This window comes from Ruegeria marisflavi (genome assembly GCF_025673445.1).
Classification (GTDB): Bacteria; Pseudomonadota; Alphaproteobacteria; order Rhodobacterales; family Rhodobacteraceae; genus Ruegeria_B; species Ruegeria_B marisflavi.
The window spans coordinates 170,755-184,542 of the sequence record NZ_JAOVQN010000006.1; the positions used below are offsets into that span (position 1 = coordinate 170,755).

Consider the following 13,788-nt stretch of genomic DNA (forward strand, 5'->3'; position numbering starts at 1 on the left):
CATGGCCCGCATCGCCTTTTACGCCCCGATGAAATCGCCGCTCAGCCCGGTTCCTTCGGGCGACCGGGAAATGGCGCGCAACCTGATGCGCATGATCGGGGCACGCGGGGATGAGGTAGATCTGGTGTCGGAATTCCGCAGCCATGACAAGGCAGGCGATGCGGAGGTGCAGACACGCCTGCGGATCGAAGCGAAGGGCGAGATCGCGCGCCTGACAGGCGCGTTGCCCGGGGATTGCGCGCTCTGGGTGACCTATCACAACTACTACAAGGCGCCGGATCTGATCGGCCCGGCGGTCTGCGCCGCGCGCGGACTTCCCTATGTGCAGATCGAAAGCACGCGGGCCAACAGCCGCCTGACCGGCCCCTGGGCCGGGTTTGCGCGGGCGGCGCATGACGCCTGTGATGCGGCGCAGGTCATCTGTTACCTCACCGCCAACGACCTGATCACCCTGGAGCGCGAGCGGTTCGGAACGCAGGCACTGGTCGAACTGCCGCCGTTTCTGCCGCTGGACGATTTGCCGCCGAATGGCCCGCATGGCGGGCCGATCCTGACGGTGGGGATGATGCGCGCCGGCGACAAGCTGGCGTCTTACCGGCTAATCGCCGGAACGCTGCCCTATCTCGACGCGGGCTGGAGCCTGGAGATCGCGGGCGATGGCCCGGCGCGCGCCGAAGTCGAAGCACTGATGGCCCCGTTCGGATCCCGTGTCCGGTTTCTCGGTCAGCTTGACAGGGAAGCGCTGCAATCGGCCTATGACCGCGCCTCGGTGTTTTTCTGGCCGGGCGTCAACGAGGCATTCGGCATGGTCTATCTGGAGGCGCAGGCCGCGGGCCTGCCAGTGGTGGCCCAGGACCGGCCCGGCGTGCGCGACGTGCTTTTGCCCGGCCCGACCTATCCTGCCCCAACAGAGGGTGCGGAGGCGCTCGCCGCGATGCTGAACCGGCTGCTACAGAATACCGAAACGCGGCGTGAGATCGGGGCCCAGGCCCGCGACCGGGTCGCTGACCGTCACCTTGCCAAAGCGGCCAGCGATATCTTCTGGCGGGCCGCCGGACCCTTGCTGGAGCGCAGCCGATGACCCGTCTTGCCCTGCTTCGCCATGGTCACACCGAATGGAACCGGGCCGGTCGAATTCAAGGCCGCAGCGATATTCCGTTGGACGATCAGGCGCGACAGGACCTCTCGGAACTTTGCCTGCCCGCGCCCTGGGACAAGGCCACGCTATGGTCCAGCCCGCTTCTTCGCGCCGCCGAGACCGCGCGCCTTGTCGCGGGGGGTGCACCCCGCTCTGACGATGCCCTGATCGAGATGGATTGGGGCGAGTGGGAAGGCCGACGCGGCCGCGACCTGCTGGACATCCCCGGTAGCGGGTTTCGCCACATCGAGGATTGGGGCTGGGACTATCGTCCACCCGGCGGCGAAAGCCCAGCGGAACTGCGCAACCGTTTGCAAGGTTGGCTAAGAACCCTGAGCGGCGACAATGTCGCGGTGTGTCATATCGGCATAATGCGGGTCATCCTGGCCATGGCCTATGGTTGGGATTTTGCCGGACCGGCCCCGTTCAAGATCAAGCGCAACCGGCTGTTCGTGGTCGAGCTTGACCCGATGCGCGCGTGGGACGACCCGGTTCGACTGATACCGCGAGAGGCGCGCGCATGAAGGTCATGATCGTGGTCACGCATCTGTTGGGGACCGGGCATCTGAGCCGGGCGCTGACGCTTGGCCGCGCCTTTGCCAGCGCCGGGCACCGGGTTTGCGTGGTCTCGGGCGGGATGCCTGCGCCGCAACTGGATCACACGGGCATGGACCTGTGCCAGTTGCCGCCGCTGCGGTCTGACGGAGTGGACTTTACCCGCCTGCTGACCGACGACGGAACGCCTGCCGACGCGTCTTTTTTTGCCGCCCGGCAAGCCGCGTTGCTGGAGGAATTCCGGGGGTTCTGCCCCGACGTTCTGATCACCGAACTCTACCCTTTTGGCCGCCGCAGCCTGAAAGAAGAGTTCCTGAGTTTGGTACAGACCGCAAAGGCGAAGCAGGTGCCGCCAGTGGTGCTGAGCTCGATCCGCGATATCCTGGCGCCGCCATCCAAACCTGCCAAGGCCGAGGAGGCCGAAGAAGTCGTCGAACGCTATTTCGACTCAGTTCTGGTGCATTCCGACCCGTCTGCCACGCGGCTGGAGGTCAGTTGGCCGGTGACACCGCAACTGGCGGGAAAGCTACGCTATACGGGTTATGTCGCGCCACCTGCTGCCGGGCGGCATCCCGCGGATGAAGGCAAGGGCGAGATCATCGTCAGCGCCGGGGGCGGGCCGGTGGGGCAGCCCATCTTTCACGCGGCTATTGAGACCGCGCGAAAGATGACCAACAGGCGCTGGCGCCTGTTGGTTGGCGGTGCAGATGCATCCGCGCGCGCGAATGAATTGCAGGCGCTTGCCGGGCACGCGCCGGTTCTTGTCGAACCGGCCCGGCCTGATTACCGGGCCCTGCTGTATCAGGCCGCGGCCTCGGTCAGCATGTGCGGCTACAACACTGCGCTGGATCTGATGCAGGCGGGCACGCCTTCGGTGATCGTCCCGTTTGACGACGGCAAGGAGGTCGAACAGGGCCTGCGCGCCCGTGCCCTGTCCGGGATACCCGGCTTTGCCGTGGTGGAAAGCGTTGATCTGACAGCGGAAAATATGGAACGCGCCTTGTTGAAAGTGATGCGCGACCCGCCGCGAGACAGCGGCGGTTTGCAGTTCAACGGCGCCGCTGAAAGCGTGCGGATCGCCGAAGAGTTGGAGGCCCTACGATGAAGCCCGACTGGTCACCGCTGGATACCGAACTGAACCGCTGGCAGGACGCTGGCCTGAACCTGCCGCTTTGGTGGCGGGACGATGACGCGGTGCAGATCACGCTCGCGCTGGGCCGCTTGACCGCGCTTGCGGAAGGTCTGGGCCTGCCCGTTCATCTCGCGGTGATCCCCGAACAGGCAGAGCAGACATTGGCCGAAATGGTGGAGAAACGCCCTGCCCTGATCCCTGTCGTGCATGGCTGGGCGCATCGCAACCATGCGCCCTTTGACGAAAAAAAGGCTGAATTTCAGCTAGATAGACCTCTCTCAACGATCCTGTCAGAAGCACGTCTGGGTTTGGACAGGCTGCGTGATCTTTTTGGTCCGGCCCTGCGTCCGATGTTCGTGCCGCCCTGGAACCGGATTGCGCCGGAAATCGTGGAGGGGCTGCCGGACCTCGGATACCGGGTGATTTCAACCGCCACCCCGCGCAAGCGCGCCGCGCCGGTGGCGGGGTTGTGTCAGGTGAATACGCATCTTGACCCAATCGACTGGCGCGGCAGCCGCTCTGTGGTCGACCCGCAAAGGCTGGTCTCACAGGTCGCCGACCAGTTGCGCGACCGCCGCGAGGGGCGCGCTGACAATGACGAACCCTATGGTATCCTGACCCATCACCTGGTGCATGACGCCGCGATCTGGGCCTTTACCGAAGCCCTGCTGAGCCGCTTGCTGAGCGGGCCCACGCGCCCATGGGTCATGGAAAAAGACGAGGAAAAACAATGAGTAGACTGGATTCCATGTTGCGTCGGCTGACCGCGCAACGGGACGGGCTGAACTGGGCCGCGGCCCAGATCGAGACCCTTTCCGGCGAGGTTCTGGACATGGGTCTGGGCAATGGGCGGACCTATGATCACTTGCGGGAGGTGTTGCCGGGGCGGCGGATCTGGGTGATGGACCGGGTGCTGCAATGCCATCCCTCCTGCACGCCGCCCGAGGCGGATTTCCTGATGGGCGAGGCCGAACCGATGCTGGAAAGATTGGCCTCGCAAGGCGCCCCGATCGTGCTGGCGCACTACGATTTTGGTATGGGAATCAAGGCGGAAGACGTGGCGGAGGCGGCCCGGCTGTCGCCGTTGATCGCCCGTGTGATGATGCCCGGCGGACTGATCATCTCGGGTCAGCCATTGCTCGGGTTCGCCGAGATCAAGGGGCCCGACAGTATCCCACCGGAACGCTACCTGTTCTACCGAACCTGAAGACCCGGCCCCAAATTGACCGTTTTGTACGTGCCGTTGGCCTCGGATTGACGGTTTTGTACGCCGTCTCGGAGCGTTTTCCGTGCTCCCTGACAGGTGAGAATGGCGGGCATTACCCGCCCCCCACTTGTCAGGGCCGGACCGTCAGGTCAGCAGGTCGAACACGTCGCTGCCGACCTGAAGGTTGATGCTGGACTGCCCTTCGCCATCCACCAATGCCCACATGATCTGACCCGTTGGCCGGTAGATCACAAAGGCCTCTTGCACCGCGTCATCCCCAGCGCGCTCGCCCTCGGCGCTGGCGGTATGGTTGAAGTTGACTTGGAAGTCGGCGCGGGTAGCGGCCGCATTGCCGAAGAGCAGCACGTCGCCCTCGGCGGCGTTGTAGTCCTGCACCCAGTCAGAGCCATGATCGAAGATGCCAAGGTGATAGAACTTGTCCGCGCCGCTGCCGCCATTGATCCGGTCATGACCGAAGCCACCATTGACGAAGTCATTGCCCGCACCGCCAAAGACCAGATCGGAGAAGGCCGAGCCGGTGATCACGTCGTCTCCATCCTGGCCCTGGATCTCGTCGACCCCAAAGCCGCCCGCGATGGTGTCGTTGCCGCCCTGTCCATAAACCAGATCGTTGCCGGCGCCCGCGTCGACGGAATCGTTGCCTTCGCCGGCGTAGACGATGTCGCGCAGGTCGCCTTCGGACGGGCCGCCGATGATGATGTCATCACCATCGCCCCCGTTGAGCGTGTCGGCGCCCAAACCGCCATCAATACGGTCGTTGCCCTCGTCGCCCAGCAGACGGTCGTTACCGCCCTCGCCGCGAAGGTCGTCATCACCCGCCATACCGGCCGCAAAATCATCGGAACTCAGCGCAATCACAGTATCGTTGCCGATCCCCCCGGTCAGACGATCCAGACCAGAGGTTCCGATCAGCAGAGAGCCGGTGTCGGTCGCGGTCAGCTCTACGTCCACCCCCTCGATGTTGAACAACAAGGGCGCGCCCTCGGGCAGGGTTACACCGTCGATCTCCAGAACAAGATCGCCGAGGTCGCCCAGGCTTCCCTCGATCGCAGCCAGGATCGCACCAGCGCCATCGGTCAATGTCAGGTCAGTGGGGTTCAGAACAGTGAGCAGTCCGGTGATCGGATCCGCGCCCCCGTCCAGCTGTTCGAACAGCGCCTCGACCAGCGCACCGAGGTTGGCCGGAACCGTGACCAACGCTTCGAACCGCAGGTCGGCCAGTGTCAGGACCAGCCCGGTCGAGGACAGGGCGAGAGAGGCAAGAGTGTCGGTGCCATCAACCAGTGTGAACCCTTCGAAAGTGACCCCGGACAGCCCGGAGATCAGCGCGGCGCGCTCTGCCGGGGTCAGCGCGGCCAGCGCGGCAGTGTCGATCACGTTGAAGATGTCCGGAACACCGGACGCGCTGGTCAACGCATCGATGTTGACCACGTTCAATATGCCGAGCGAGCCGGCAAGATCAGCCAGTGTGTTGGGGAAGCTGCCGTCGATGGTGATAACCATTGTGCCGGAGCGCAGCACCAGGCCCTCGGCCGAATGCGTCAGCGTCAGGAGCTCTGTCGTCCCTTCACGCAGGGTTAGCCCGCTGAACGTACCGGTCGCGGTACCGTCGCCCAGGGCCGTCATGAAAGCTTCGATACTGGTCATCGGCCCCATGCCGACGCCGGTCACGACCAGACTGAAAGTCTGCCCGTCAGGGCCGGGATGCGAGACTTCGATCCGCGAAGGGGAGGCGGAAACGACGCTGAAAGATTCGCCTGTGATTTCGCCAAGCGCAGTCACATCCGGTAGGGAATCGAGGGAAATCCCCAGAACTTCGCCAAGCGGGTCCGACGAAGTCATCAGCCGGTTGAGCAGGTCGAGAAACTCGGATGAAAGTGCTGCGGTGGCCATGGATATCCCCTCTTGCCGTTACCGATACATTTTATCCCCGCCTGTCTAGGGGCGCTTTGACGTGGATCAGCACCACCTGCTCAGGATAGCAGGTCATAGTCCTGCCCGTCGATGCGCAGCTGCACACTGTCCAGCGCCGCCCCGTCGGAAATGGCCCAGAGGATCTGTCCGGTCGGGCGCCAGATGACAAAGGCTTCGGCGGTTGTGCCGTCGCCCGCACCCGGTGTCACGGCGAGGTTGACCTGGAACTGGTCGCGCGTGGCGGGGCCCCCGAACACCAGCAGGTCGCCTTCGCTCTGATCGAAATCCTGTATCCAGTCGCTGCCATGCCCGACGTGGCCGTCGTGAAAGAACCGGTCCTGGCCGGCGCCGCCGGTCAGCCGGTCGTGGCCCCAGCCGCCGTTCAGAAAATCGTCGCCATCCCCGCCTGACAGAGCGTCGCTGCCGGCCAGTCCGCCGAGCACATCTGCGCCGCGCCCGCCGGACAAGCTGTCGTGGCGTCCGCCGCCGTGGAGCGTGTCGTTGTTTTCAGTTCCCGAAAGCACGAAGTCGAACCTGTCGACGATAGAGCCGATACCCGGCAGGGCGGATGCGCTGACCGGCGGATATGGCAGCGTGTCTGCCAGCGCGATGCCAACCACATGCAGCAGCGAGGCGACCACGGAGTTCGAATTCGTCTCGAACAGGCTGTAGCGGACCTCGGCCGTCTCTATCGCGCGTGCCTGCTGGCGCATGACGTCCCAGACGTCTTCGGCCGCCCGACCGTCGAGGTCGAGCACCCGACTGCCGTAGAGTGCCCGGTCCGACACCGGGCGGTAATCGCGGCTGCTGGCCATGGCGACCGAATCCTCGACCACCAGCGGCCCGGTGCCCAGCGCGCCTTCGGGATAGCCGCGCAGTACCTGCTCCTCTCTGTCCGGAGTCACCAGAACCAGGTACAGATGGTCAAAACCGGTATCTCCAAAGAAGAAGACCGGCTGTGCCTCGATCCTGATTTCCGTGTTCATGGTCCACCTTACAAGGCTGAGCCGGTTGGTATTTTATCGCCTTTCAGAAAGAAGGTGAAACGCCAATGCCCCGGAATACCTGCGGCATTTCCGGGGCCTTGGCGATCTCACCTGTCCGGATTGTTCTCCGGAGAGGTCTTAGGTCAGCAGGTCGAACACGTCACCGCCAATTTGCATATTGATCGAGGACTGGCCCTGACCATCAACCAAGGCCCACATGATCTGGCCCGTCGGACGATAGATCACGAAGGCCTCTTGCACCGCATCGTCGCCGGCGCGTTCACCATCGGCATTTTCGGTATGGGCGAAATTGACCTGGAACTGCGCCCGGGTGGCGGCAGTGTTTCCGAAGAGCAGAACATCACCCTCGGCGGCGTTATAATCCTGCACCCAGTCCGAGCCGTGGCCCTCGACGCCAACGTGGAAGAACTTATCGGCGCCAGTGCCGCCATTGATACGGTCGTGGCCGAAGCCACCATTGACGAAGTCGTTGCCTGCACCGCCGAACACCAGATCGGAGAAGGCCGAGCCGGTGATGACATCGTCACCGTCCTGCCCCTGGAGCTCATCGACGCCAAAGCCGCCCGCGATGGTGTCGTTGCCGCCCTGTCCATAGACCAGATCATTGCCGGCGCCAGCGTCGACGGAGTCGTTGCCTTCGCCGGCATAAATCACGTCGCGAAGGTCGCCCGAGCCGGGCCCGCCGACGATGATATCATCGCCGTCGCCGCCGTTGAGCGTATCGGCACCCAGACCGCCATCGAGACTGTCATTGCCCGCCTCGCTGACAATCCGATCGTTGCCGTCCAGCCCGGTTATGGTGTCGTTGCCCGCACCACCAAGCAGAACGTCCGGACCCGGTGTACCGGACAGCGCCTCGCCGCCCGAACCGCCATCGGCCAGCGCAGTCATCTGGGCCAGGGTCAGCGCATGGTCCGCGAACTGGAACACTTCGAACCCGGTGGCCTGATCGGTGCCTTGCGACGAAACGATGGTGAACGTATCTCCGGAACGGGTAACCGAGGTGTCATCGACATTGACGTCGAAACCGACCGTGTCGTTTCCGGTGCCACCATCCATCGTGTCATCGCCCAAGCCGCCGATAATGAAATCATTGCCCGCAAGCCCGTTGATCAGATCGTTCTCTGCCGTGGCCGAGCGGTTTTCGAGCAGGTTGTTGCCGGAAAGATCGAAGCCGCGCCATGCATTCAGCGCCGTTTCGACATCGACGGGCGTGTCGAATGTGTAGCGCGCCACCGGAGCACCGGAGGAGAACAGGGTCAGCTGTGTCAGCGTTCCCTTGATGTCAGCGGCATTGGTCGGGTTGTTCTTGTCGAAGTTTCCGGTCAGTTCCACCAGGTAATCGCTGCCCGTGGTGGTTTCGAAGAACAGCACGGTCGTTTCACTGGCCGAGGTGACAAGACCATCAAGCTTGATCGGATCAGGCGTCGCCGAGATCGACAACGGTTTCTCCTGGAAGTTGCTGTATCGTGGACCATTGAAGCCGACCGGGTCGATCAGCGCTGCAATGCCCGATGACACCACGGTCTGGGTCAGGCTGTCATTGCCTTCATCCCCTGCCAGAACCGCCGCTCCGCCACGTGGCAGGCTGTAGGGTTCGGCGTTCGCATAATTCACGGTGTAACCCATGTCTTGCAACGAGGCGATGGTCAGTCGGCTGAGGGGCATCGGTGGACTGTTCTCGGCGTAGCCGGTCATCAGTTCAGTCCGGAACAAGGATTCCAGCCAATGGCCCCCTGCGGTGCCGGGACCACCGGTGTTTTCCAGTGGAACGCTGGACTGGGTCGTGCCGGTCAGAGTGCTGTATTCCCGCACTGCATTTGTACCGATGTAGCTAAAGCCGGATTTCAGACCCAGGGTCTGCCACAACGTGCCAAGACCCAGAACGTGCCCCATCTCATGTTCGATCACGTCTTGCAGGATGCCCTTGGCCTCCATCCCAGCAAGGTCGGCTGAGTCGAACTGCATCATGCCGTTGTAGGTCAGTCCGGAGCCCGAACGCAGATCGCGCGGACCGGCCTGACCAAGGATGCGGCCCGGCCCGTCGATGGCGACTACCGAAGCATCAATGCGAAGATCGTCCACGATGCCAAAACGGGGGTCGTTCACGTCGGGAAGGTCACCGATGATGACGGATTCCCATGTGGCCGCTGCATTCTCGAAAACTGAGCGGTACCGTTCATCGCCAGTAAAGACGATGTCGATATCGAAGCCCGAGGTGGGTGGCGGCGTGGTGGCCGTGCCGACCGAGACTTTGTAGGTTCCGGTCCCCGAATAGGCGCCGGCCGAAATGAAATAGGTGCCGGTCGTCGTCGGAGTGAACTCGAGCTGCGCGTTACGGCCTGTGCCCCCATCATCGTTGAAGGCGCCGGGCATGGCAGACCCCGAGGCATTGAAGATGCCGCGGATGTAGGGGTCGGAAAGGGTGCCGCCACCGGTGGCAGCGCCCTCTAGATCAATCGTATAGGTTTGCCCCGCATTCAGGGTGACGGCAAACCAGTCGTTGTCGCCAATGGTTTCTATGTTGCCGGTGGAGGATCCACCGACCGTAACCCGGCCCGTCGTGGACGTGGTTTCGGTGAAGTCGTCCACCGGCCCGCCCGTGCCGCCAGTGCTGGTCTGGGTGACAGACAGCTTGTAGGTACCGGTATTCGACCCATAGGCGGAGGCACCTATGAAATAAGCGCCAGAGGTTGTCGGGGTAAACTCGACCAGGCTGTTAAGGCCAGTGCCGCCGTCGTCGTTACGGGTGTCGGACATCTGGTTGCCGGCGCTGTTGTACACTCCTGTCAGCAGTGGGTCGCTGAGCGTTTCCCCGGTTGTGGCCGAACCTTCGAGATCGATCTGATAGGTGTTACCCGCAGTCAGGTTGACGCGGAACCAATCCTGGTCGCCGGCCGACTCGATGTTGCCGGTGACCGCGCCGCCAACCGGTGCGGTGCCCGTAGTACTGGTGTTTCCGGCGAAGTCATCGGTACCGCCGAGATCGGCGAGCGATATCTTGTAGGTTCCGATGTTGGAGCCGAACGCCGCCGCGGCAAGGAAGAAGTTACCGGTAGTGGCCGCAGTAAAGGTGATCTGGCTGTTCAGACCGGTACCACCGTCATCATTGGCCGTACCCGATACAAGCGCGCCCGAGGAGGTGTAGAGACCCCGGAAATAGGGATCGGAGAGGGTGCCGCCCGAGGTTGGGCTGCCTTCGAGATCCACCTGATAGGTATGCCCGGCCACTAGCGAGACGCGGAACCAGTCCTGATCGTTGGCGGTTTCTATATTGCCGGTCCGGCTGCCTCCGACCGAAACGGTGCCGGTGGTGCCGACACCCGCTAAAAAATCGTCAGCAATTGCCCGCTCGACCGCGATCGACAGCGTATAGGTGCCCTCGTTCGATCCAAAGGCACCGACATCGACAAAATAGGTGCCTGTCGATGTCGCAGTGAATTCGAGATGGCTGTTCAGCCCGATTCCACCATCATCGTTGCTGGTTCCAGAAATCAGGGTTCCTGACGCATTGCGCAAACCATAGAGCAGTGTGTCGGGCAAGGTTCCCATGCCGGTGGGCGAACCTTCGAGATCAATGTTGTAAGTGCTGCCGGCCGTAAGGGAGACGCGGAACCAGTCGTGGTCGCCGCCGGACTCCACCGCGCCGCTGACCGAACCGTCAACAACCGCCACGCCCGTGGTCCCGGTGCTGGCCGCGTAGTCATCGGCGGCGCCGAGGTCTTCGACCTGGAGGGTGTAGGTGCCGGTATGCGTTGCGTAGGCCCCTGCCGCTATGAAATACCGGCCCGAACTGCCGGGCGTGAATTCCAGCAGGCTGTCCAGACCGCCGCCACCATCGTCATTGGTGGTGCCGGAGATCAGGTTGCCGCTTGAATCGTGGATGCCGCGCAGGAACGGGTCGGACAAGGTGCCGCCGCCGCCGTATGCGCCGTTCAAGGCGATGCGGTAATTGTGGTCTGCCACCATGTCGATACCGAACCAGTCGGTATCGTTGGGCTCATTGATCTCACCAGTGACGACGCCGCTCGACGGGATACTGCCCGCCGTCGCGGTATTGGACCCGAAGTCGTCGGCGCTGCCTTCGTCCTGGACGGACAGGGTGTAGGTGCCGGTCTCGCTGCTGAAGGCACCCGCAGCGATGAAGTAGGTGCCGCCGGTCGAAGCGGTGAAAGACAGCAGGCTGTTGAGCCCGATACCACCGTCATCGTTGGTTGTGCCTGCGATCGAAATGCCGGAGGCATCGAAAAGTCCACGCAGATAGGGATCGCTCAGCGTTCCATCCGAGGTCGGATTACCCCGCAACTCGATTGTGTATTCGTGACCCGCCGCAAGCGTGACGCGGAACCAGTCGGTGTCTCCGGCTAGTTCTATGTTGCCTGTTGCGGTTCCTCCGGAAGAGACGCTGCCGCTGGTGGCCAAGGTGTCCGGGAAATCATCGAGTGCTCCGATATCCTCGAGCCGGAGGATGTAGTCACCGGTATCGCCGATGAACGCGCCTGCGGACAGGTAGAAGCGGCCTGTGCTGGGCGCGGTGAACTCGAGAAGACTGTTGAGGCCGAAACCACCATCATCGTTGCTGGTGCCTGCCAAGAGAGCGCCGGAGCTGTTGTAAATTCCACGGAAATAGGGATCGCTCAAGCCGAGAAACGTGCCGGTGTCTTCCAGACTGATCCGATAGGTATGCCCTCCGATCAGCTCGGCGGCGAACCAGTCCTCGTCACCGATTTCCTCGATCCGGCCGGTAACCGATCCTCCGACCGCTATTGCGCCGCTTGTCCCGATACCGGCAGCAAAATCGTCAGGCATGGTGTATCCCCTCATTCAAAAAGCTGTTTTCAACAATTGGGCGAATTCTACCCATACCGACAAAACCCTGATCCTAGGCGATCATCGACTTCAATAGATACCAATCGCCAACAACCGGACGAACGTGACTTCGTCCAGATAACCTGTTTCCGCAAAGTGCCATTCTTTCTGAAAGCCTCTGATAGCGGTGCGGGTCTGGTCGTCGAACGCGCCGTCAGCGGGGCCGGTATCATAACCCAGCCGTGTCAGGGTCTGTTCGACGCGCTGGCGGGTCGGCTGATCCAGTTGCAGGCCGACCTCCTCGTTCCGGGCCTTGTCCTCGGCGGCGGTGCGCTTGGTCATGATCCGAACCTGATAACCAGGCTCGGAAAACGGCGCCGCTGTCCCAAAGTGCTTTTGAGCGCAGCAAAAAACAGACAGGACCCCAAGCGAAACCGCAACAATCATGCTCCCTCGCGATCATGATGCATGCAAACACATTGCAGACTAAGGATCAGGTTAACAGGGCGGATGTCGGCTGTCACCGTGTTTCACTTTGTGGTAAAGTTTCCACTAATGCCGCTAAGCGCCTCTGCTGTCTGATGGTGGAAGCGGGCGCGGCCTTGGGCCTTTTCGGCATTGGTCGGAGAGTGGCAGGGGCAGCAGGGTTCGAACCCGCGACCTACGGTTTTGGAGACCGTCGCTCTACCAGCTGAGCTATACCCCTATCGTGGCGACGGAGATATGTCAGGCGTGCGACGGACTCAAGACCCTTTTTCACGGCCTTCGGGGAAAAAGACGGAGACAAAGCCGTTGCGCCAGACGTTTGGTCCGGTATGACGGTCGGCACCGAGAACCAAGGGGGCAAGATGAGCCTGCGCAAGAAGATCGCCGATAGCGAAGCCGTGCTGAACTGGGCCGCGCGGCGCATCGCTTCGTATATCCGGATGGTGCATCGCAACACCCGCTGGCAGCGGATCGGTTACGAGGAACTGGACCGGTTGGCGGCGGCGGGCGAACCGGTGATCGTGGTGCTCTGGCATCAGCGGCTGGCGCAGTCACCTTATTTCTTCCCCTTGGACAAGGGGCGGATCTGCTCGATCACTTCGGCGGCGCGGGCGGGCAGCATGGTCGGGCGGGTGCAGAAACTCTTCGGCATGGACACGATCGCGATGTCCAGCCACAAGCGCCATGTGGCGCTGTCGCGCGAGGTCTTGGGGCTGATGAAGCAAGGGATCTCGATCGGTATCGCGGCAGACGGGCCGCGGGGACCTGAACGGGTGTCTTCGACGGTGCCCCTGGTTTGGGCGCGCACCTCGGGCAAGCGGGTGTACGGGATCACCTATTCCGTCCGGCACGGGCGCGAGATGGGCAGCTGGGACCGTCTGCTGCTGCCGCGCCCCTGGCGCAACGAGGGCGTGCTCCTGTGCCGTGAGTGGACCGACCCGGTGCCACGCAAGGCGTCAGAGGAAGAGATCGAAATACTTCGGCAGAGTCTAGAAGACCATATGAACGAGATCACTGCGGAAGCGGATCGCATGGTCGGGCGGACCCCTTGGTCGGCCCCGGCCTGAGCCCCAGCATGGCGCGGGCTCAGACTTATCCGTATGTCTTTAAGCCGGGCGGCGCGGTCATTGCTTAAAGTGCTCAGTGCATTCTGTTGACGCGGCTCTGCATCATGGCGCAGTGGGCGAATGACCGGTAAATGGCTTCGAAGATCGTGGCGGTTCGGGATTTATTAGGAAGCGACATTCGACTCACTCCGGTTGAAATCTGATACCCCATATTTACGCGGTGCGCGGCGGAGGTCTGTGATCTGGATTACGTCTGGTCAACTTAATCGCAATTCTGCGAGGACCCGAGTTTTCTTGCTGAGATATCCAGAGGCGCAGTTGTGGTGGGCAATGAAAAAGGCCGCCCTGATTGGGCGGCCTCTCCTTAGATCAACGGTGCGGGCGCTCGGTGCTCCTGCGGAGCAACGGCCGCCCACCGCTTTCCAAAATTATTCGATAATTTTGGAAACCAC

10 protein-coding genes and 1 tRNA gene are annotated in these 13,788 nt (G+C 62.5%); 6 read left to right on the plus strand and 5 right to left on the minus strand.

All coding sequences use genetic code 11. The features are described from left to right. Position 1: 1 nt before the first annotated feature. From OEZ49_RS08275 to OEZ49_RS08295, 5 genes are read left to right on the plus strand one after another with little or no spacing between them, the layout of a single operon-like run. Positions 2-1,081, plus strand: a complete 1,080-nt coding sequence (locus OEZ49_RS08275) for a glycosyltransferase family 4 protein (RefSeq protein ID WP_263387869.1) — start codon at positions 2-4, stop codon at positions 1,079-1,081. Further along, positions 1,078-1,662 (plus strand): histidine phosphatase family protein, encoded by a 585-nt coding sequence (locus OEZ49_RS08280; protein ID WP_263387870.1) that lies wholly within the window; start codon positions 1,078-1,080, stop codon positions 1,660-1,662. Before OEZ49_RS08275 ends, OEZ49_RS08280 begins: the two co-directional genes overlap by 4 nt. Next, complete coding sequence (locus tag OEZ49_RS08285) at positions 1,659-2,798, plus strand: glycosyltransferase family protein (protein ID WP_263387871.1); 1,140 nt, start codon at positions 1,659-1,661, stop codon at positions 2,796-2,798. The genes OEZ49_RS08280 and OEZ49_RS08285 overlap by 4 nt, the downstream gene beginning before the upstream one ends. Beyond that, the gene (locus OEZ49_RS08290) at positions 2,795-3,559 is read left to right on the plus strand and encodes a polysaccharide deacetylase family protein (RefSeq protein ID WP_263387872.1); all 765 of its coding nucleotides are present in this window, start codon (positions 2,795-2,797) and stop codon (positions 3,557-3,559) included. Before OEZ49_RS08285 ends, OEZ49_RS08290 begins: the two co-directional genes overlap by 4 nt. Continuing rightward, entirely contained in the window at positions 3,556-4,032 is a 477-nt protein-coding gene (locus tag OEZ49_RS08295) for a class I SAM-dependent methyltransferase (protein WP_263387873.1), read from the plus strand. The genes OEZ49_RS08290 and OEZ49_RS08295 overlap by 4 nt, the downstream gene beginning before the upstream one ends. Before the next feature lie 144 nt (positions 4,033-4,176). On the opposite strand, the gene OEZ49_RS08300 is transcribed toward OEZ49_RS08295, so the two are convergent. The 5 genes from OEZ49_RS08300 to OEZ49_RS08320 all read right to left on the minus strand — a co-directional run bounded on the left by OEZ49_RS08300 (position 4,177) and on the right by OEZ49_RS08320 (position 12,489). Continuing rightward, positions 4,177-5,946, minus strand: a complete 1,770-nt coding sequence (locus OEZ49_RS08300; protein WP_263387874.1) for a calcium-binding protein — start codon at positions 5,944-5,946, stop codon at positions 4,177-4,179. 80 nt (positions 5,947-6,026) lie between these two features. Beyond that, positions 6,027-6,953 (minus strand): calcium-binding protein, encoded by a 927-nt coding sequence (locus tag OEZ49_RS08305; protein WP_263387875.1) that lies wholly within the window; start codon positions 6,951-6,953, stop codon positions 6,027-6,029. A gap of 138 nt (positions 6,954-7,091) precedes the next feature. Beyond that, positions 7,092-11,783 carry a pre-peptidase C-terminal domain-containing protein gene (locus OEZ49_RS08310; RefSeq protein WP_263387876.1) on the minus strand — a complete coding sequence of 1,564 codons (4,692 nt, stop codon included), beginning with the start codon at positions 11,781-11,783 and terminating at the stop codon, positions 7,092-7,094. 90 nt (positions 11,784-11,873) lie between these two features. Further along, positions 11,874-12,125, minus strand: coding sequence for a peptidoglycan-binding domain-containing protein (locus tag OEZ49_RS08315; protein WP_263387877.1), 252 nt, complete (start codon positions 12,123-12,125; stop codon positions 11,874-11,876). A 288-nt stretch (positions 12,126-12,413) separates the two neighbouring features. Further along, a tRNA-Trp gene (locus tag OEZ49_RS08320) sits at positions 12,414-12,489 on the minus strand. A gap of 142 nt (positions 12,490-12,631) precedes the next feature. On the opposite strand from OEZ49_RS08320, the gene OEZ49_RS08325 reads away from it, so the two are divergent. Beyond that, the gene (locus tag OEZ49_RS08325) at positions 12,632-13,336 is read left to right on the plus strand and encodes a lysophospholipid acyltransferase family protein (RefSeq protein WP_263387878.1); all 705 of its coding nucleotides are present in this window, start codon (positions 12,632-12,634) and stop codon (positions 13,334-13,336) included. Positions 13,337-13,788: the final 452 nt, after the last annotated feature.

Bases quoted from the DNA above. Each gene is read 5' to 3' on its own strand.
- OEZ49_RS08275 (WP_263387869.1), top strand. From the start codon at position 2: ATGGCCCGCATCGCCTTTTACGCCCCGATGAAATCGCCGCTCAGCCCG.
- OEZ49_RS08280 (WP_263387870.1), top strand. From the start codon at position 1,078: ATGACCCGTCTTGCCCTGCTTCGCCATGGTCACACCGAATGGAACCGG.
- OEZ49_RS08285 (WP_263387871.1), top strand. From the start codon at position 1,659: ATGAAGGTCATGATCGTGGTCACGCATCTGTTGGGGACCGGGCATCTG.
- OEZ49_RS08290 (WP_263387872.1), top strand. From the start codon at position 2,795: ATGAAGCCCGACTGGTCACCGCTGGATACCGAACTGAACCGCTGGCAG.
- OEZ49_RS08295 (WP_263387873.1), top strand. From the start codon at position 3,556: ATGAGTAGACTGGATTCCATGTTGCGTCGGCTGACCGCGCAACGGGAC.
- OEZ49_RS08300 (WP_263387874.1), bottom strand. From the start codon at position 5,946: ATGGCCACCGCAGCACTTTCATCCGAGTTTCTCGACCTGCTCAACCGG.
- OEZ49_RS08305 (WP_263387875.1), bottom strand. From the start codon at position 6,953: ATGAACACGGAAATCAGGATCGAGGCACAGCCGGTCTTCTTCTTTGGA.
- OEZ49_RS08310 (WP_263387876.1), bottom strand. From the start codon at position 11,783: ATGCCTGACGATTTTGCTGCCGGTATCGGGACAAGCGGCGCAATAGCG.
- OEZ49_RS08315 (WP_263387877.1), bottom strand. From the start codon at position 12,125: ATGACCAAGCGCACCGCCGCCGAGGACAAGGCCCGGAACGAGGAGGTC.
- OEZ49_RS08325 (WP_263387878.1), top strand. From the start codon at position 12,632: ATGAGCCTGCGCAAGAAGATCGCCGATAGCGAAGCCGTGCTGAACTGG.